Genomic DNA, 18,130 nt, shown 5'->3' with positions numbered 1-18,130 from the left:
AGAAAGCGTCGGTTCGAGTGATTTTTTTAATGGAATGGAAAAAAATCGTATCGAGAACAGCTTTTTTATCCAAAACCCTATTCTCGATACACTTCTCTCGTCAATCAAAGCATTCAAATTGACGAATTTTGGATAAAAAAATCAAAATGCACAACGAGTTAATAGTATAACATTTTAACTATAACTTCTGTTTTGTTTTTTTCAGTTCAAAACTTTCGCCTAGATATACTTTTCTGACCATTTCGTCTTCAGCTAATTCTTGTGGTGTACCTTCTTTTAAAATACCTCCTTCAAACATTAAATAGGTTTTATCGGTGATTGCAAGCGTTTCTTGTACGTTATGATCGGTAATTAAAATACCAATATTCCTATCTTTAAGATGCGAAACTATACTCTGAATATCTTCAACGGCTATCGGATCGACCCCAGCAAAAGGCTCATCTAACAAGATAAATTTTGGATCAGATGCTAGGGCTCTGGCAATTTCTGTCCGTCTGCGTTCTCCCCCAGAAAGTAAATCGCCCCTGTTTTTTCTTACGTGACCTAAACTAAATTCATCAATTAACGATTCCAATTTTTCTTTTTGTTGTTTTTTAGAAAGTTTAGTGAATTGTAAAACAGATAGTATATTATCTTCGACCGACAGTTTTCTAAATACGGAAGCCTCTTGGGCCAAATACCCTACTCCCTTTTGAGCACGCTTGTACATTGAGTCATTGGTAATATCTTCATTATCCAAGAAAATTTTACCTTCGTTGGGTCTTATCATGCCCACGATCATATAAAAAGAGGTAGTTTTACCCGCTCCATTAGGTCCTAGTAACCCGATAATTTCGCCTTGCTCTACTTGTATAGAAATGCCTTTTACAACTTTACGGCTACCATATGTTTTTTCAATATTTTCTGCTCTTAAAATCATTAGCTACAATCAACAATTTTTATATTTATCATTTAATCCAATGTTATTTAATATCATTGGTATTATCTTCTCTAATCTTTTTGTTTTAGTTTCTTTGCGTTTTGCGTTAGAAATATAATCAGCAAACTCTCTTTTCTTTCCCAAGGGCATAGCTTCAAACAGTTCAGCTAATTTTTCATTGTCATTAAAAACAGTCGTCAATTCTTCAGGAATTAATAACGATTTCTTTTTAACTACAACTTTCAATCCTTTCTTTTCTATTTCAATAGCTTCTTTAATATAAAGCTCAACTAAATTTTGGTCTATCTCGGTATTTCTTTCAAATCTCCATTGCCGCATTGCCGAGGTTTTTCCTTTTTGGGCATTTACCAAGACTTTGCTTTTGTCTTTTAACAAAGCTCCTTTAAAAAACCAGATGCCAAAATGAGCTTTAAACGCTCCAATACCCACAACATTTTTTCCGTTTAATGTGTATGTGGGCATTCCCCATTTAATTGTTTCTTCAAGATTAGTTGAAAGAATAATTTTTCTAAGAAATAGTATTTCTTCTGAAAAATTACTGTGTTCAATAATATATTGTTCAACAGTTGAGATCATATTATTGTAAAAATAGGAAAAATTATTGTGCTTTAGCAGCTCTTTTTTTCTCTTTACGAGCAATTACACTAGCAATAAATATGCTAACTTCATATAAAATTGCCATTGGTATAGCCACAATAAATTGACTTATAACATCTGGCGGTGTAATAATAGCAGCTAAAAGTAGTAATACTACAATAGCATACTTTCTGTATTTTCTTAAAAACTCTGGTGTTACCAAGCCCATTTTCGCTAAAAAATAGATTATAATTGGCATTTCAAAAATTAAACCCGCTGCCAAAACGGAAGCTCTTAGCAAACCAATATATGAGCCTATATCAGTATTATTCTCCACTTGCATAGAAACTCTATAAGACCCTAAAAAATTTATAGATAACGGTGTAATTAAATAATAACCAAACAAAACACCAAAAAAGAACAATAGGGAAGAAATAATTATGAAACTTCTAGCATTTTTTCTTTCCTTGGCATAAAGTGCAGGTTTTATAAATTTCCATATCTCCCATAAAATAAAAGGAAACGCTGCAATAAAACCTACGGTAATCGAGGTCCAAATATGAGCAGAAAACTGCCCAGCCATAGTTCTACTTTGCACGATAAAAGGAATTTCATCAATACATAAACCATTAGTACCTAACCTTTGAGAAAGGTTACATAAAAATCTATACGTAATAAATTGAGGGTCTTTTGGAAGAAAAATAATCACGTCAAAAATAAACCCTTTCATCAAAAAAGCGATAGAACTCATTATAAGTACTGCTAGTGTTGAGCGTACCAAAGTCCATCTTAATACTTCAAGATGATCTAAAAAAGACATTTCGTTTTGCTCTTTTCCTTTTATCTTTTTTGCCATTTTAGATTATTCCTTCTTTTAATAAATCATGTAATTGTACCACTAATTAATATTTTTCGCAATCAGTAACCAATAATTGTGTAATAGTATTGCTTTACATATTTGTCACACTTTTACGAATTCCAGTAACAAATACCCAACCTATTGATTTTAGTATAAATTTAACCGCGTTTTCAAAATCTTTGTTCAAAAAATTTATTAAATTCGCTATCGCCTTACTTTCAATAACAATACTTTGTTTGGCAAATTCTAAAATGTCTTTTTTTGTGTTCAAATCAAGAATAGTTATCATATAAAAATAAAGTAGTACCTTTAGTTGCAAATGTATCTAAAATTATAGATAAATAATAATAAGAGTGACAAATTTAAACTTACACGACGCCTTAAAACAATATTTTGGTTTCTCCAAATTTAAAGGTTTACAAGAACAAGTTATAAAGAGTATCATTAATAAAGAGGATGTCTTTGTTATTATGCCCACAGGTGGTGGAAAATCTTTGTGTTATCAGTTACCCGCTTTAATTCAAGAGGGTACTGCCATTGTCGTCTCGCCATTGATAGCTTTAATGAAAAATCAAGTGGATGCTATAAGAGGTATTTCTACCGATGAGGGCATTGCACATGTGCTTAATTCTTCCTTAAATAAGGGCGATGTTGCTCGAGTAATGAACGATATTAAAACGGGCGTAACTAAATTGTTATATGTAGCTCCCGAATCGTTGACCAAAGAAGAGTATATAGAGTTTTTAAAAACCCAAAAAATATCTTTTGTTGCCATAGATGAAGCACATTGTATTTCTGAATGGGGGCATGACTTTAGACCAGAGTATAGAAATTTAAAGAAGATTATTGAACGTATTGATAATGTACCCATTATTGGTCTTACCGCAACCGCGACTCCTAAGGTACAAGAGGATATTTTGAAAAATTTATCTATAACCAATGCAACAACCTATAAAGCTTCGTTTAACAGACCTAATTTATTTTACGAGGTAAGACCCAAAACCAAAGATGTAGAAAAAGATATTATCAGGTTTGTTAGAAACTTTAAGGATAAGTCTGGTATCATTTATTGTTTGAGCAGAAAAAAAGTTGAAGAAATAGCCCAAGTACTTCAAGTAAATGGAATAAAAGCACTGCCTTATCATGCTGGTTTGGACGGAAAAACAAGAGCCAAACACCAAGATATGTTCTTAATGGAAGATGTTGATGTTGTTGTGGCTACCATTGCTTTTGGTATGGGTATAGATAAACCCGATGTACGTTTTGTAATCCATCACGATATTCCTAAAAGTTTAGAAAGTTATTACCAAGAAACTGGTAGAGGTGGTAGAGATGGTGGTGAAGGGCATTGCTTAGCGTTTTATGCTTATAAAGATATTGAAAAACTGGAAAAATTCTTATCAGGTAAACCCGTAGCGGAACAGGAAATTGGTCATGCCTTGTTGCAAGAAGTGGTTTCATATGCCGAAACCTCAATGTCCAGACGGAAATTTTTATTACACTACTTTGGTGAAGAATTTGACGATGTTAATGGTGAAGGTGCCGATATGGATGATAATGTCAGAAATCCGAAAAAGAAAAATGAAGCAAAACAAGAACTTAAAACCCTATTGAAAACTATAAGAGACACAAAAGAAGAGTACAAATCAAAGGAAGTCGTAAATACGCTAGTTGGTAATTCAAATGCATTATTAAAGTCTCGCAGAACGGACGAACAACCTTATTTTGGTATTGGCAAAGACAAAGATGCCATGTTTTGGATGGCTTTGATTCGACAAGCACTTGTAGCTGGATATATTACCAAAGAAATAGAACAATATGGTGTACTTAAACTTCCAAAAAGAGGATTGGAATTTATAAAAAATCCTATTTCTTTTATGATGAGCGAAGATCATGTTTATGGTGATGGAGATGATAGTAATATAATAACAAATAGCAAGGCCTCTGGAGGAGGTGTTGACCAAGAGCTCATGGCAATGCTAAAAGATTTGAGAAAAAAAGTTGGAAAACGTAAAGGTGTACCTCCATTTGCTGTATTTCAAGATCCTTCATTAGAAGATATGACTGTCAAATATCCAATAACCATTGAAGAGCTTTCTAATGTACATGGTGTCGGTGATGGAAAAGCTAAAAAGTTTGGTAGTGAATTTGTAGCCTTAATTCAACGTTATGTTGATGAAAACGATATTACCCGACCAGATGATCTTATAGTTAAAACAACCGGGTCAAATTCTGCATTAAAACTATTTATAATTCAAAATACTGACAGAAAACTACCTTTGATTGATATTGCAAAATCTAAAGGCCTGACCATGATCGAATTGACCAAAGAAATGGAACGGATTGTTTATTCCGGTACCAAAATCAACATTAACTACAGTTTGGACGATTTGCTGGATGAGGAGCAGCAAGAAGAAATCCACGACTATTTTATGGAAGCTGAAACCGATAAAATACAAGAAGCTCTTGATGAATTTGATGGTGATTATGACGAAGAAGAATTACGCCTGATGCGGATAAAATTTATTAGTGAAGTGGCGAATTAGTGGTTAGTTGAAAATACAAAAGTTTTAAATAAATATACTTAAAATCTCATTTTTGTGTCTTGATTCTTATGTCTTGTCATCTTGATTCACTCCTGCTGAAGACTGCTATTGCCAACTGAAGACTGACTCAATGCCCACCCATCTGAGTTCCAACAAAAGCAATTGCAAACCCCAACAATACAGCAATAAATTTTCTAATATTAAATTGGTGATTTTGAGAACTTTCAAACAAAATTGCAGTAGAAATATGTAAGAACACACCAATAATGATTCCTGTTATTTCAGTATGATAATTTTCAAAAACAGAGATAGTATTACTGAATAATAGCCCCAATGGGCTCATTAGGGCAAATAAGAGTATAAATGTGTAAATTAATTTTTTTGAAAGCGTAGATTGTAATAAAAAGACAAAAAGTACTACAGTTACAGGTATTTTATGAATAACTATCGCCCATAACAATAAATTATCTTGAGCCATGTTTAAAGGTATTCCTTCCAAAAAAGCGTGAATACATAAACTTAAAAATAATAACCACGGTACATTCTTAATATGAGAATGACAGTGACTATGTATATGACCATGCTCTGCTCCTTTTGAAAAGTATTCAAGAATTGTCTGTATTAATATACCTATAAGGATATAAACTCCAATGTTTTTTTGGTGTGTTTCAAAAACTTCAGGTAATAAGTGTAAAACCGTAATAGACAACAAATATGCACCGCTAAACGACAAAAAAAGTTGAATAACTTTTGTAGTTGGTTTTATTACAACTACAACCAATACACCAACTAAAACGGATAAAATTAAGGCAACAAAACTCATTCTAAAATCAGTATTAATCTACTAGAACTTTCAATATCAAAATCTTCTAGTAAATAAGACCCAAAAGTATATTTTAATTTTAAGCCAACTGCGTTAAAATAACTTTTTAATGTATCTAAAGGTAAAAACTTAATATTTTCAGTGTAATAATGCTCTCTACTATCCGCAAAAAATCGAATCTCTTTAATAATGGTATTATTTTCAACTTTTCTCTTGATATTAAAATCAATATTATTTCGAGAAATTGTTTCCTTAGTTACGATAAAATTCTTTACATGGTTTACATTCATAAAGTCTATTACTAATACCCCACCTTTGTTTAAACCATTTTTTAAATTTTGTAATACTTGAACATTAGTTTGATCATCATCAAAATAACCAAAACTTGTAAACAAATTAAAAATGGCATCAAATTTAGTTTCAAAAGGGTCACGCATATCATGCACTTCAAAGTGCAACGATTCGTTTTCAAACTGTTTGGCAAAAGCAATACTGTTTCCCGAAAGATCAGCACCAATAACATCATAGCCCAATTGATTCAAAAAAACCGAATGTCTGCCCCTACCGCAGGGCAGATCTAATATTTTACTATGTTTTTTTAGTTGCAAAAAAGAAGTCAAATACTTCATAAAGACTTGAGCTTCATCGTCATTTCTATCTTGATATAAAATATGATAGTATTTTGTATCAAACCAATCTTTAAACCATTCTTGTTCTTTATTACTCATTTTAATTTCTAAAAATGCACACAAAAGTACTAAATCAAATTTTACTCACTGTCGATAATAAGTGTATTTTTGCTTCACAAATTGATAGTAATGGATCAGAATTTTAAAATGTTAGCAAAAACCTTGTACGGTTTTGAAGAAGTCTTAGCTAAAGAGTTGAGAAATTTAGGTGCAATGGACATCAAAATTGGAGTAAGAAATGTAACTTTTGTAGGCGATAAAGGTTTTATGTACAAAGCCAATTTAGCATTAAGAACAGCAGTTAGAATTTTAAAACCAATACGAAAATTTAAAGTTAATAATGAAGATGATTTGTATAAACAAATACAAACTATCAAATGGGATAATTACATTGATGTAAACGAAACATTTGCTGTTGATGCCGTTGCAAATGCCGAAAATTTTACAAATTCACATTATGTCTCTCTTAAAACTAAAGATGCCATTGTAGATTATTTTAGAGATAAAGTTGGTAAACGGCCAAATATAGATTTAGACCATCCAGATTTACAAATAAACATCCACATACAAAATAGGGACTGTACCGTTTCTTTTGACAGTTCGGGTGATTCTTTACATAAAAGAGGGTATAGAAGTGCTACAAATATTGCTCCAATTAATGAAGTGTTGGCAGCGGGGTTGGTCTTAATGACCGGTTATGATGGCACACAACATTTCATAGACCCTATGTGCGGTAGTGGTACAATTTTAATCGAGGCTGCAATGATTGCCAATAACATACCCGCTAACATTAATAGGCGTGAATTTAGCTTTGAAAAATGGAGCGATTTTGATGAAAATTTGTTTGACACTATTAAGAATTCTCTGCTAAAAAAAATTAGAAATTCTACTTCAGAAATTATTGGATATGACAAAGCTCCATCTGCCATTTATAAAGCTAAAGACAATATTGAAAATGCTAATTTAGCTGAGTTTATTACTGCTGAGCAAGAAAATTTCTTTAGAACTGAAAAACAGTTAGAAGGAAAAACCATTATCTTATTCAATCCGCCTTATGGAGAGCGATTGGAAATTGATGTTCCCGTTTTTTATAAAGAAATTGGCAACACTTTAAAACGCGGTTATCCGGGGACAAATGCTTGGTTAATTACTTCCGATTTTGAAAATGGCTTAAAAAATGTTGGACTTAGAACTTCAAAAAGAATAAAAGTATATAACGGAAAATTAGAATGTAGATTGGTGAAGTATGAAATGTACGAAGGCAGTAAAAAAGGAAAATATATGAAATAAAAAAACCAAGAAAAATCTTGGTTTTTTTGTAGCGAGGAGCAGAATTGAACTGCCGACCTCCGGGTTATGAATCCGACGCTCTAACCAACTGAGCTACCTCGCCAAATTTTTAAGGTTGCAAATATAAAAACAAATTTATCAGTCGCAATACTTCTTTTACATTATTTTTATCAAAAAAAGTTTTTTTTAATTGAGATAATATATATATTGCTCAGCCAAGAAAAAAAGAACCCATGGCAGACAAAGTAAAATATAGTATAGAGTTTATAATGCACTCTTCGCCTGCATTTTTATATCAATATTTATCTACTCCTGATGGATTAAGCGAATGGTTTGCCGATAATGTAAACTCAAGAAGCGATGTTTATACTTTTATTTGGGATGGATCAGAAGAACAAGCCAAAAGATTATCATATAAAACTAATGAACGTATCAAATACAAATGGTTAACTGATGAGGAAGAAAGTACTTTTTTTGAATTTAAAATAGTAGTCGATGCCTTAACATCAGATGTATCTTTAATAGTAACGGATTTTGCAGATGATGAAGACGAAGTTGAAGAAGGCAAAATGTTTTGGGAAAATCAAATCTCTGAGTTAAAACATACTATTGGGGCATAGCAAACTAATTCTAATGTGATAAACAATAGTGAGCCTTGATTTTTCGAGGCTTTTTTTATAAATACAATGGTAAATTATAACGGCAACATTTCTAAGAACCCACCTACCTTAAGTATCAATAACAGGGCGTTTAAGTATGGTGACGGGTTGTTTGAAACTTTAAAAGTAAAAGGCAATACAATAATTTTTTTAGAAGATCATTATTTTAGGTTAATGGCATCTATGCGAATGTTACGTATGAATATTCCTATGGATTTTACCTTGGAATTTTTTCAACAGGAAATTTTAAAGACAACTTCTGCTAACAATTTTACGGATGCCAGAGTTCGTTTTACGGTAAATAGAAAAGATGGTGGATTATACTTGCCAAGTACCAACAATATCCATTTTTTAGTCGAGGCAAAAGCATTATCCGTTACGCTAAAAAAAGAATATGAAGTTGATCTTTTTAAAGATTATTATGTTTATTCCGGCACGTTGTCAACCTTAAAGACCAATAATAAAATCCTTAACGTTGTGGGCAGTATTTTTGCCGATGAAAACGGGTTGGACAATTGTATTTTATTAAATGAAAAGAAGCACGTGGTAGAAACCTTAAATGCCAATATTTTTTTAGTAAAGGGCAAAACTATCAGCACCCCTCCCCTTTCAGAAGGTTGTCTTAAAGGTGTGTTCAGGAAAAAATTGATTGAATTTATTGCAAAGGATGAAGAATTAAACTTAGAAGAAAGGGAAATCTCTCCTTTTGAACTTCAAAAAACGGATGAAGTATTTTTAACTAATGCTATTGTTGGTATTCAGCCAGTAACTAAATACAGAAAGAAAAAATATACTACTGAGGTTTCTGATTATTTAAGACGCAAAATGGACATCTAATTGTAGATTATTACTGCATTTCAAAAACTACTTTTAATTCAAAAAATTCGTCATAAGGATTAAAAGTTGTCCAATAATTATTTAATATTCTATTGTCCGTTAAAGATATTATCGGCCCTACTTTTCTATTAATTTTTGATGCAATATTATTCGCCCTCATTTTAGCATCAACTAAAGCAGCTTCAGTCATTTCATCATAGAGCTTATCATCAATAACATATTTACACTCTAATAGGTTAACATAAATACCTGGCACTTTTATATCTAGCAATTGCGAAATTTCTTTTTGCGAAGTACATTCATATTTTAACATAGTTCCTTCAGCCTGATAATTATAGGTTCTAAATTCAAAAGTATCTTCTTCAAACTTATTTACATCTACACCGTTTTCTACCAGTGCCAAATAATATTGATTCTTAATCTCAGACAAATCTGAAACCTCCTCATCACCATAAGGATTTTGGTTTACCTCTATACTTATTTTAGCTCTATACTTAACAATTTTTCGCTCTAACTTAACAGATCCGCTTACTTCAATTGTTTTATCCATCATATAAATTTGGGTTGTGTTTCAGATAATAACTTAAAAATAAACGCAGATTTTACTTTAAAAGTATGATTGAATCAAAAAACCCAATCTGAAAAACATTACATTTTAAAGATTGGGTTACATCAACTAACCTACTTTAATTTTATAATAGTTCAAACACAACATTTATTCTTATATATTCATCCTTTGGTGAGTAGTATGCCCAACCATCGTTACCATAAGAATTATCAGAAATCATAGCAATTTTCCCAACTTTTCTATTTGCTTTCTTAGCAATTCTTTCCGCTTTGTCTTTGGCTTGTTCAATGGCTTTTTCAATTAAACTGTCATAAATGGTATCCTCTAGTTCCATTTTGTACTCCAGCCCATTGTTAGTTATGCCATTGACTCTAGCACTCAACACCTTTTGCACTTCTTCTTCGGTACTTGCTTCGTAATAATATACCGTACCTTCTCTTTGATAGTACATGCTTAAGTATTCAATTTTTTGTTCTTCCAATTTGGTTGGATCAATTCCTTTTTCTTTGAGCTTAGCAAAGTATTTTTCTTTTAGCTCATCTAAGGTATTGCATTCATTATTTCCGTAACCCATTTGGTCTAAGCCCATAACCAATTTGACTCTGTAAGCCTTTACTTCTTTTTTAAACTTTACGTTACTACTAACACTTATGGTGTTTTTTGTACTTGTGTTTTCTTGTGCAAAAGTGTTTGCTGCTATCAGTATTAAAACTGCAATAATTAATTTTCTCATTTTCATGTAGATTTTAATGTTATTATTGAATTTATTTTATAAAAACATAAATGACGCCACGATCATCCATGCTCCGACAATAAGGCCTAATACGCCTAATTTTCCTTGTTTTGGTGCAATTTTCTCACGAATCATTGCTGCTTTTTCTTGTGCTTTAGGATTATTACCTAAAAATAGTTTGTTGATTTGCCCATAACCTAGCATAAAACCAAGTCCCGCTTCCACAACACTACCTGCTAATAAGGTTATCCACCAAATTGGTGCTGAGGTTAACCAGTCCATATTTAAAAAGGCAGAGATAATTCCCCAAATACCCCAGAAACAAAATACAAGGCCTATCCAACCTTGATAGGGTTCCACTTTTGCTAATAATTCAGCCGCATTTGGCTTTTTTGATAAGATTAATGAAGGTACTGCTATGATACTCAACAATACTAATGAAATTCCGTAAATCATAATAATAAATTTTTAATGGTTATTAATTTGATTACAAAAGTGCGTCAGAAAGGCAAGGTGTAAAACACTAGTTAAGGGTAAAATGACACCCCTGTAAATTGGGGGAAGTTAATAAAGGGACTATAATATTTGCACTGTAAGTAGGATTGCCTAGTTTGCTAAGACTCTACAAAGTAAAAAATCTGAGAAAGTTTTTAAGATTATTTCTACCCATAGACAACGATTATAATTATTCTATTTGTCCAATTGAGTTGTTAAATATTTATAACTTTGCTCGAAATATTTCTTTAAAGATGGTTTTAAAAACTTAGAATAATTTATACCCTCATTTCTTTCAATTGATAACCAAGCCATTGCATAAGCGATTATTTGTTCAGGTAAATATCCTTGAGTACTTGATTGCCATCCAAATTCGCTGTTTGATAAATATTGGGAAAATTTAAATCTCGAATTACCAATAAAAATCCCAAAACCGTAATTTATTGCGGTTAGGTCGGTCAAATATTCATCATTTTCTTCAATACGATTTTCTCCCAATAGAATTTGATGAGATAATTCATGAGAAATTGTAGCTATTAAAGATATCGGGTCTTTTAATTGTTGCCTTTCTAATGAAATTACAATTTCATTATCCTTCATTTCATATGTTCCTGCAGTACTTTTCCATTTACCATGAATGTCAGCGGGCGAAATTAAGGTTGTTCCATCCTCCATTTCAACTACGCCATCTGAAAAAAAATCAAGCTTTATTTCTACATCATTAATGTTCATCAATTCCATCGTTCGATTTAAAATGAATTCTGCATCTATTTCTGATCCATCAAATTCTCTTTCATAAAACTCTTTTGTAGGTGTAACCGTAAGAATTTCCATAAAGTTTTCTTTCCCTATTTCGTAGCGTAACCAATCTAGGTCTTCATCAACCCAAATTTTATCATTTTCCGTAATAGGTAATTTGTTTTTTTTCTTCCAGAGCATCAATATGAAATTTATTTAAAATTTAATCCACCAACCCTAACTGTATGGCATACTTCGTCAGTCCTGCAAGGTTGCGGACTTCCAATTTGGAAATCAGGTTTTTTCGATAACCTTCAATAGTATGTTTGCTTAAAAAGAGTTTATCAGCAATTTCTTGGGTAGTATGCTCTTCGGCTATAAGTTTTAAAACTTCCTTTTCTCTGGTCGTCAATGTGGTAATCACATCTTTTTCTTTATTGAACATACTTTCCATATAAGCCTTTTTAATGCTCTCAGAAAAGTATTTCTCACCTTTTAAAATGGTCTCAATAGCTTTAATCAATTCGCTTTGGTCCGCATTTTTGGGTACGTAACCGTCAACATTGGCATCGGTAAGGGTATGTATGGTCTTGGAATCGTGCCGCATACTTACAACTAGCGTTCTTATATGCGGAAAGTTATCCTTGATGTGCTGGTTTAGCTCAATACCTGATACATCAGGCATATTAATGTCAGTAATGACCAAATCTATATCCTTACCGCCGCTATTGTCCAAATATTTAATGACGTTCTGTCCGCTATCAGCGGTCATTGCGATTTCAAAATCGGATTCCTTGCCAATAATGCTCAGCAGTCCGTCCAAAAACATTTTATGGTCGTCCGCTACTATTAATTTATACGTTCTTGATAGTGCCATGTGCTAAAGGTATTTCTATGGTAACCGCTGTACCACGGTTAATTGATGAATCTATATTTAACTGGGCATTTAGTTTATCTAAACGACTTTTTATATTTTGTAAGCCTATGCCCGTTGGAGTTTTGTTCTGGTCAAACCCAACACCGTTATCTTCAAACAACAATTGTAAGGAATTATTATGTAGGTTCAAATGAATTTCTACATTTTTTGCCTTAGCATACTTCAAGGTATTGGTCAACAGTTCTTGAATGATATTAAAAACCTCGACTTGTATGTTTTCTTCCAAGGCATTAATTTTTTCTTCGGGATACGGCATAAAAACAATGTCTTGCTCTGTTGATTTATCTACTTTATCAATATAATCACTTATTAAAGTAGTAAAAGCATTTTGGCTGAATTTACTGGGAATCAGGTTATGCGATATTTCACGGACTTGTTGATAGGTCTCGTCCAATTGGGTAACTATGGCGTTTTTAGAATTTTCTTTACCGTTTAAGTTGCTCATTTGCAATTTAATAGCGGCCAGATTGCCGCCAATACTATCGTGCAATTCCCTTGCAATCCGGGTACGTTCTTCATTCTGTGCCTCAACGGATGCTTTAACCAACTTTAACTCTTGCTCTCTTATCAATGAACCTACTTTTTGCTTGTTGAGTTCTTCTTGTTGGGCATTGAGTTGGCTTTGGGCCTGTAATTTTTGGTAATACACAATCAATAGAGCGGTTATGGGAATCAACAATATTAAAAAACCGATCAGAAAAGCATATTTGATGGTCTTTTGTTTTTCGATTTCACTTTCTTTTAGCAATTGTTCTTCACGTAAAGTACTGATTTCTTTTTCCTTTTGTAAGGTCTGATATTGAATTTCCAATTCTTTTATTTCCTTACTTTTTTGCTCTCGTATAATTCGATTTGACACACCTACATATTGCGTCATTAACGCATAGGCATTCTTATAATCTTCCTGGTCTCGGTATAATTCCACAAGACTTTGAATTACTTTTTTTTCTAACTCCATTCTATCCCACCCTACTGCATTTATATGAGCAGTGGACAATATCATTTGAGCAGCTTGAAAATTTTTAAGTCGCTTGTAAACATCACCTATCCGCAGCACGGCTTCAATATAAAGATCGTAATATTTATTGTTATTAGCAATGTTCTTAACCTCCTCAAATAGTTTTAATGCCGATTCTATTTTGTCTCTTGCTGCATCCATTGTACCCAAATTCAGTTTTATTTGCAGGGCCAGTTTTTTATCTGGTGCTTTTTCCAAATCGACCAAAGCACTATCGTAATAGGATTCGCTATTGGTACCGTCTCTTTTTACATAATAAATATCTCCGTAATATTTTTTTGCCAACCCTGTAAAATAGGTATTTGTACTGTTTTCAATCGCATTATCCAATAACGGTTCAGCTTTGTCAAATTCTTCATTTTGTACATAAACTGAAGCTAAGCCCAAAGAATGTGTAAAATATAAATAAGGACTTTGGGTGATTTTAGTAATATCCAAACCCTGTAAATAATACTTCATCGCCTCATCATACAAGCCTTGTAACATTTTTCCTTTACCTAAAATAGTATATGCTTTGGATAGGTACAGATTATCGACCAATCCATCCTTTTGATGGTTTGTGGCTTCGTTTTCTAAATAGTTGCCATAATAATTGATGGAATCCGTATTGCCCAATGCTATATGAACATTGGCAATGGCCTCAATAAAAAAAGCTTTATCACTGAGTTCTTGAGCTGCTTTCAACTGTTGGTACAGCGAATCAGGTGCCCTATCAAAAGTTTGAGCAAACGCAGTGTACCATTTTTTTTCGTCATCATCCTTTTGAGACCAAGATAAAATGCTCAAAAACAAGAAAATAAATTTTATTATATCTATTTTTAGTTTATGCATTAATTCCATTTATTTACAAGTGTATAGACTCAAAAACACTTTTATTTCTCTCCTTTAATTTTCTCTATTAACTCTATTAACTCCTTTACTTTTTCAGGATGCTTTTCAGCAATATTGTTTTGCTGTCCAATATCTTCTTTTACATTATATAATTGATAAATAGTATCTCTACCTGTTTCAATATTTGTAAATTTTCCTGTGTTTTTCGGTCCTTTATGCGGTGGAATCAAAATCCAATCGCTTTGGCGGATTGAAATGCCGTTAGCTCTACCTAAAATCAAGCTCTCACGACCTTTATCGGATTTGCCCAGCAACGCATCAATTACGTTTTGACTGTCGTCTGTGGTGTTTTTTTGTCCCGTAAAGGCAGCAAAAGAAGCAGGTAAATCCATTTGCGAGACTAAAGCATTGGAAACGCCTGGAGCTACCGTCCCTTTCCACATGACCATAAACGGCACATGGGTTCCGGCATCAAAAAGGCTGTATTTCCCTCCTCTTAGTTTTCCTGCGGGAGTATGGTCTCCATTTTTTTCAACAGCATCGGTTTTATATCCATCGTCCAAAACAGGGCCGTTATCACTAGAAAAAATAACAATGGTGTTTTCCGAAAGGTTTAATTCGTCCAAATAATCCAACAGTTGCCCCACTGCCCAATCGGCTTCAACGATTACATCGCCTCGTGGACCTAAACTTGTTTTACCAACAAATCGAGGGTGAGGTACTCGCGGCACATGCGGTTGATGCAAACTGTAAAATAAAAAGAACGGATTTTCTTTATTTCTGTCGATAAAGGCTTTAGATTCTCTTAAAAAATCATCTGACATTTCTTCATCTTTAAATAATGCCGATTTACCGCCACGCATATAGCCGATACGTGAAATTCCATTATGTATGCTCATGTTGTGTCCATGACTGGGATGTATTTTCAACAATTCCGGATTCTCTTTCCCTGTAGGTTCTCCTTCAAAATTTTTGGTATAACTCACTTCTATTGGATCGTTGGGATCCAATCCGTCAATACGATGATTTTTTACATACACCGATGGCACCCTATCATTAGTTGAAGCCATAATAAACGATTCATCAAAACCGATTTCCAAAGGTCCGGGTTTGATTTCACCGTTCCAGTCCATGTTTTCGTTGCCCAGCCCCAAATGCCATTTTCCAACTACGCCAGTGGTATATCCTGCGTCCCTCAATATAGAGGGCAAGGTTTGTTTGCTTGTATCAAAAATTAAAGGGGCATTACCGCGTAAAACCCTAGCATCTGTTTTTTTAAACGGATAATTACCGGATAACAAAGCGTACCTGCTTGGTGTACACGTTGGCGAAGCTGCGTAACCATTCATAAACTTAATACCTTCATTGGCAATTCGGTCTATATTAGGTGTCTTTAAGACCGTACTTCCGTATGCACTTACATCGCCAAAACCCAAATCATCGGCATAAATAACTATAATGTTGGGTTGTTTTTTAGGCTCTACTTTTTTTTCTTTCTCCTTACAAGAGAATACACTTATTATAAATACTAAAAAAAATATTATTTGTACACTAAACTTGGACATGTCAGATTGATTTTTTTGATGAAAGGTTAAATATAATTCAATATTGACAATTCTAAAATTATAAAAGAAGATTAATTTAAATTGTTGCTTATTTATGTCGTTTATCTAGTTTTAATAAGCTATTGGCTAAAAAAACACATCGTTTTTAAAATTTATAGTTATTTTAGAGGTCATTACAATAACATGAACAAAACAATTTTCCATTTTATACTCATTTTTCTAGGATTCAACTTATTAACTGCACAAAATGCTAAAAAACCTAATGTAATCGTAATCTATACCGATGATCAAGGAGCTGGCGATTTAGGTTGTTATGGAGCTGATGACATTTTTACGCCAAACATTGACAAGCTTGCTTCGGATGGCATCCGATTTACCCAAGCCTATGTAGCGGCTCCCGTTTGTGCTCCTTCCCGGGCATCTTTATTGACCGGGAATTATCCGGAAAGAGCGGGTGTTCCTGGTAATACCTCGGCAAATATTCAAGCAAAAGACGGTCTACCCGATGCTCAATACACCATGGCAGAACTTTTTAAAGACGATGGTTATAAAACAGGTCATGTTGGTAAATGGCATTTGGGCATGAGTACAGAAAGTAGCCCCAATAATCAGGGGTTTGAGTATTCCTTTGGACATTTACGTGGTTGCATAGACAATTATTCCCACTTTTTCTTTTGGGAAGGGCCTAATATTCACGATTTGCATGAAAACGGTGAGGAAGTCTATCATAACGGAAAGTACTTTCCTGATCTGATGGCAGAAAAAGTGAATGCATTTGTCGATAAAAACCAAAAAGACCCATTCTTTTTATACTATGCCATCAATATGCCGCACTATCCATATCAACCGACTGAAAAATGGCAAAGATTTTATGCAGATAAAGGCGTTCCATTTCCAAGATCGGACTATGGTGCATTTATTTCTACCATTGATGAACGTATAGGAATGCTTATTGACCAACTTGAGAAATTAGGTTTACGAGACGATACAATTATCGTTTATCAGTCCGATAATGGTTATTCTACTGAGGTACGTGCTTTTAACGGTGGCGGAAGTTCTGGACCGTATCGCGGGGCAAAAAGCAGTTTATTTGAAGGCGGAATCAGATTACCTACAATCATCAGCTGGAAAGGAAACCTTCCTGAAAATAAAGTCAATAATGAATTTTTATTAAATACGGATTGGATGCCAACATTGACTAATCTATGTGGATTGGAAAACAAAAAACCACCTACAGATGGTATTGATTTATCTTCTATGTTATTGGATACACAACAAAAATCACCACGAACCTCCGCATTTTGGAAATACGGCAACCAATGGGTGGTACGAGATGGAAAATGGAAATTGATCGCTTATCCCAAAGACACCTCACATAAGGGGGAATTAGATTTAGAACAAGATGCTTTGTTTTTATCTAATTTAGATGAGGATGTATCGGAAATGACCAATTTGGCATCAAAATATCCTGAAATTGTAGATAAATTAATTAAAAAATATGTTGAATGGGAATATGGATCGACTGAGGATGTTCCAAAAAAAATGAAAAAATTAAATCATCTGGCAGTAAATTCAAAAATTGAAAATTTACTTCCTTTACATTCCAACTATAAAAATATAGAAGTATTAACTGATGGAAAAAGAGGCTATCTCGATTTTAGCTCGGGACAATGGATTGGTCAAGAAGGTAAAGATCTCGAATTTATTATCGACCTAAAGAAAGTTCAAAAAATTAAAAAAATTTCATGTGGCTATTTACAGAATATGGGCAATTGGATTTTTAAACCCGAACAAGTTACGGTCAGCTCTTCATCAAATGGAAAAGATTTTGGAAAACAAAATAACTTGAAAGACGAAAATAAAACAAGCAACAAAAATACGTTTAAAGGAAAATTTAGCTTAGAGAAACCGTTAAAAACTAGATATTTAAAAGTCAGTATAAAAAACATAGGCAAATGTCCGCCAAACCATGAAGGTGCAGGCAGTAGTGCTTGGGTGTTTATAGATGAAATAATAATTGATTAAG

The 18,130-nt window shown here is 33.2% G+C and carries 18 protein-coding genes and 1 tRNA gene; 5 read left to right on the top strand and 14 right to left on the bottom strand.

Annotated elements, in window-relative coordinates:
* Window positions 1–178: 178 nt before the first annotated feature.
* The 4 genes from lptB to U5A88_RS05420 all read right to left on the bottom strand — a co-directional run bounded on the left by lptB (window position 179) and on the right by U5A88_RS05420 (window position 2,664).
* A complete protein-coding gene (gene lptB, locus U5A88_RS05435; protein ID WP_354204468.1) occupies window positions 179–919 on the bottom strand; it encodes an LPS export ABC transporter ATP-binding protein in 741 nt (246 codons plus the stop codon).
* Window positions 920–928: 9 nt separating this feature from the next.
* On the bottom strand, window positions 929–1,516 hold the full coding sequence (locus U5A88_RS05430; protein WP_354204466.1) for a YdeI/OmpD-associated family protein: 588 nt from the start codon (window positions 1,514–1,516) through the stop codon (window positions 929–931).
* A gap of 22 nt (window positions 1,517–1,538) precedes the next feature.
* Window positions 1,539–2,372 (bottom strand): twin-arginine translocase subunit TatC, encoded by an 834-nt coding sequence (gene tatC / locus U5A88_RS05425; RefSeq protein WP_354204464.1) that lies wholly within the window; start codon window positions 2,370–2,372, stop codon window positions 1,539–1,541.
* Between the two features lie 94 nt (window positions 2,373–2,466).
* Window positions 2,467–2,664 (bottom strand): hypothetical protein, encoded by a 198-nt coding sequence (locus tag U5A88_RS05420; protein ID WP_354204462.1) that lies wholly within the window; start codon window positions 2,662–2,664, stop codon window positions 2,467–2,469.
* 58 nt (window positions 2,665–2,722) lie between these two features.
* Between U5A88_RS05420 and U5A88_RS05415 the strand changes: the two genes are divergently transcribed.
* Window positions 2,723–4,921, top strand: a complete 2,199-nt coding sequence (locus U5A88_RS05415) for a RecQ family ATP-dependent DNA helicase (protein WP_354208144.1) — start codon at window positions 2,723–2,725, stop codon at window positions 4,919–4,921.
* Between the two features lie 127 nt (window positions 4,922–5,048).
* Here U5A88_RS05415 and U5A88_RS05410 read toward each other — a convergent pair whose 3' ends face one another.
* Window positions 5,049–5,744 (bottom strand): ZIP family metal transporter, encoded by a 696-nt coding sequence (locus tag U5A88_RS05410; RefSeq protein WP_354204461.1) that lies wholly within the window; start codon window positions 5,742–5,744, stop codon window positions 5,049–5,051.
* Entirely contained in the window at window positions 5,741–6,472 is a 732-nt protein-coding gene (locus tag U5A88_RS05405) for a class I SAM-dependent methyltransferase (protein WP_354204459.1), read from the bottom strand. The genes U5A88_RS05410 and U5A88_RS05405 overlap by 4 nt, the downstream gene beginning before the upstream one ends.
* A gap of 90 nt (window positions 6,473–6,562) precedes the next feature.
* Between U5A88_RS05405 and U5A88_RS05400 the strand changes: the two genes are divergently transcribed.
* A complete protein-coding gene (locus tag U5A88_RS05400; RefSeq protein WP_354204457.1) occupies window positions 6,563–7,723 on the top strand; it encodes a THUMP domain-containing class I SAM-dependent RNA methyltransferase in 1,161 nt (386 codons plus the stop codon).
* Window positions 7,724–7,752: 29 nt separating this feature from the next.
* On the opposite strand, the gene U5A88_RS05395 is transcribed toward U5A88_RS05400, so the two are convergent.
* Window positions 7,753–7,826: transfer RNA gene (locus U5A88_RS05395), tRNA-Met, on the bottom strand.
* A gap of 130 nt (window positions 7,827–7,956) precedes the next feature.
* Between U5A88_RS05395 and U5A88_RS05390 the strand changes: the two genes are divergently transcribed.
* Window positions 7,957–8,343, top strand: coding sequence for an START-like domain-containing protein (locus tag U5A88_RS05390; RefSeq protein WP_354204455.1), 387 nt, complete (start codon window positions 7,957–7,959; stop codon window positions 8,341–8,343).
* 66 nt (window positions 8,344–8,409) lie between these two features.
* Window positions 8,410–9,219 (top strand): aminotransferase class IV, encoded by an 810-nt coding sequence (locus U5A88_RS05385; protein ID WP_354204453.1) that lies wholly within the window; start codon window positions 8,410–8,412, stop codon window positions 9,217–9,219.
* A 10-nt stretch (window positions 9,220–9,229) separates the two neighbouring features.
* On the opposite strand, the gene U5A88_RS05380 is transcribed toward U5A88_RS05385, so the two are convergent.
* The 7 genes from U5A88_RS05380 to U5A88_RS05350 all read right to left on the bottom strand — a co-directional run bounded on the left by U5A88_RS05380 (window position 9,230) and on the right by U5A88_RS05350 (window position 16,104).
* Window positions 9,230–9,772 (bottom strand): SIMPL domain-containing protein, encoded by a 543-nt coding sequence (locus U5A88_RS05380; protein WP_354204451.1) that lies wholly within the window; start codon window positions 9,770–9,772, stop codon window positions 9,230–9,232.
* 139 nt (window positions 9,773–9,911) lie between these two features.
* Window positions 9,912–10,520 carry an SIMPL domain-containing protein gene (locus tag U5A88_RS05375; protein ID WP_354204449.1) on the bottom strand — a complete coding sequence of 203 codons (609 nt, stop codon included), beginning with the start codon at window positions 10,518–10,520 and terminating at the stop codon, window positions 9,912–9,914.
* A 36-nt stretch (window positions 10,521–10,556) separates the two neighbouring features.
* Complete coding sequence (locus U5A88_RS05370) at window positions 10,557–10,976, bottom strand: hypothetical protein (RefSeq protein ID WP_354204447.1); 420 nt, start codon at window positions 10,974–10,976, stop codon at window positions 10,557–10,559.
* 234 nt (window positions 10,977–11,210) lie between these two features.
* A complete protein-coding gene (locus tag U5A88_RS05365) occupies window positions 11,211–11,954 on the bottom strand; it encodes a hypothetical protein (RefSeq protein ID WP_354204445.1) in 744 nt (247 codons plus the stop codon).
* Between the two features lie 22 nt (window positions 11,955–11,976).
* The gene (locus tag U5A88_RS05360; protein ID WP_354204444.1) at window positions 11,977–12,630 is read right to left on the bottom strand and encodes a response regulator transcription factor; all 654 of its coding nucleotides are present in this window, start codon (window positions 12,628–12,630) and stop codon (window positions 11,977–11,979) included.
* On the bottom strand, window positions 12,608–14,539 hold the full coding sequence (locus U5A88_RS05355; protein WP_354204442.1) for a tetratricopeptide repeat-containing sensor histidine kinase: 1,932 nt from the start codon (window positions 14,537–14,539) through the stop codon (window positions 12,608–12,610). Before U5A88_RS05355 ends, U5A88_RS05360 begins: the two co-directional genes overlap by 23 nt.
* 41 nt (window positions 14,540–14,580) lie before the next feature.
* Window positions 14,581–16,104, bottom strand: coding sequence for a sulfatase-like hydrolase/transferase (locus U5A88_RS05350; RefSeq protein WP_354204441.1), 1,524 nt, complete (start codon window positions 16,102–16,104; stop codon window positions 14,581–14,583).
* A 183-nt stretch (window positions 16,105–16,287) separates the two neighbouring features.
* Here U5A88_RS05350 and U5A88_RS05345 point away from each other — a divergent pair, with 183 nt between their 5' ends.
* Window positions 16,288–18,129: a sulfatase-like hydrolase/transferase gene (locus tag U5A88_RS05345; protein ID WP_354204439.1), complete on the top strand. Its 1,842-nt coding sequence runs from the start codon at window positions 16,288–16,290 to the stop codon at window positions 18,127–18,129.
* Window position 18,130: the final 1 nt, after the last annotated feature.

Origin of the sequence: Aureibaculum sp. 2308TA14-22 (assembly GCF_040538665.1) — a bacterium.
Taxonomy (GTDB): domain Bacteria; phylum Bacteroidota; class Bacteroidia; order Flavobacteriales; family Flavobacteriaceae; genus Aureibaculum.
The sequence above is the reverse complement of the archived record's forward strand: the minus strand, read 5'-3'. Positions and strand labels throughout refer to the sequence as shown.

Coding starts and splice junctions, on each gene's coding strand:
- lptB (WP_354204468.1), bottom strand. CDS start 919: ATGATTTTAAGAGCAGAAAATATTGAAAAAACATATGGTAGCCGTAAA.
- U5A88_RS05430 (WP_354204466.1), bottom strand. CDS start 1,516: ATGATCTCAACTGTTGAACAATATATTATTGAACACAGTAATTTTTCA.
- tatC (WP_354204464.1), bottom strand. CDS start 2,372: ATGGCAAAAAAGATAAAAGGAAAAGAGCAAAACGAAATGTCTTTTTTA.
- U5A88_RS05420 (WP_354204462.1), bottom strand. CDS start 2,664: ATGATAACTATTCTTGATTTGAACACAAAAAAAGACATTTTAGAATTT.
- U5A88_RS05410 (WP_354204461.1), bottom strand. CDS start 5,744: ATGAGTTTTGTTGCCTTAATTTTATCCGTTTTAGTTGGTGTATTGGTT.
- U5A88_RS05405 (WP_354204459.1), bottom strand. CDS start 6,472: ATGAGTAATAAAGAACAAGAATGGTTTAAAGATTGGTTTGATACAAAA.
- U5A88_RS05400 (WP_354204457.1), top strand. CDS start 6,563: ATGGATCAGAATTTTAAAATGTTAGCAAAAACCTTGTACGGTTTTGAA.
- U5A88_RS05390 (WP_354204455.1), top strand. CDS start 7,957: ATGGCAGACAAAGTAAAATATAGTATAGAGTTTATAATGCACTCTTCG.
- U5A88_RS05385 (WP_354204453.1), top strand. CDS start 8,410: ATGGTAAATTATAACGGCAACATTTCTAAGAACCCACCTACCTTAAGT.
- U5A88_RS05380 (WP_354204451.1), bottom strand. CDS start 9,772: ATGATGGATAAAACAATTGAAGTAAGCGGATCTGTTAAGTTAGAGCGA.
- U5A88_RS05375 (WP_354204449.1), bottom strand. CDS start 10,520: ATGAGAAAATTAATTATTGCAGTTTTAATACTGATAGCAGCAAACACT.
- U5A88_RS05370 (WP_354204447.1), bottom strand. CDS start 10,976: ATGATTTACGGAATTTCATTAGTATTGTTGAGTATCATAGCAGTACCT.
- U5A88_RS05365 (WP_354204445.1), bottom strand. CDS start 11,954: ATGCTCTGGAAGAAAAAAAACAAATTACCTATTACGGAAAATGATAAA.
- U5A88_RS05360 (WP_354204444.1), bottom strand. CDS start 12,630: ATGGCACTATCAAGAACGTATAAATTAATAGTAGCGGACGACCATAAA.
- U5A88_RS05355 (WP_354204442.1), bottom strand. CDS start 14,539: ATGCATAAACTAAAAATAGATATAATAAAATTTATTTTCTTGTTTTTG.
- U5A88_RS05350 (WP_354204441.1), bottom strand. CDS start 16,104: ATGTCCAAGTTTAGTGTACAAATAATATTTTTTTTAGTATTTATAATA.
- U5A88_RS05345 (WP_354204439.1), top strand. CDS start 16,288: ATGAACAAAACAATTTTCCATTTTATACTCATTTTTCTAGGATTCAAC.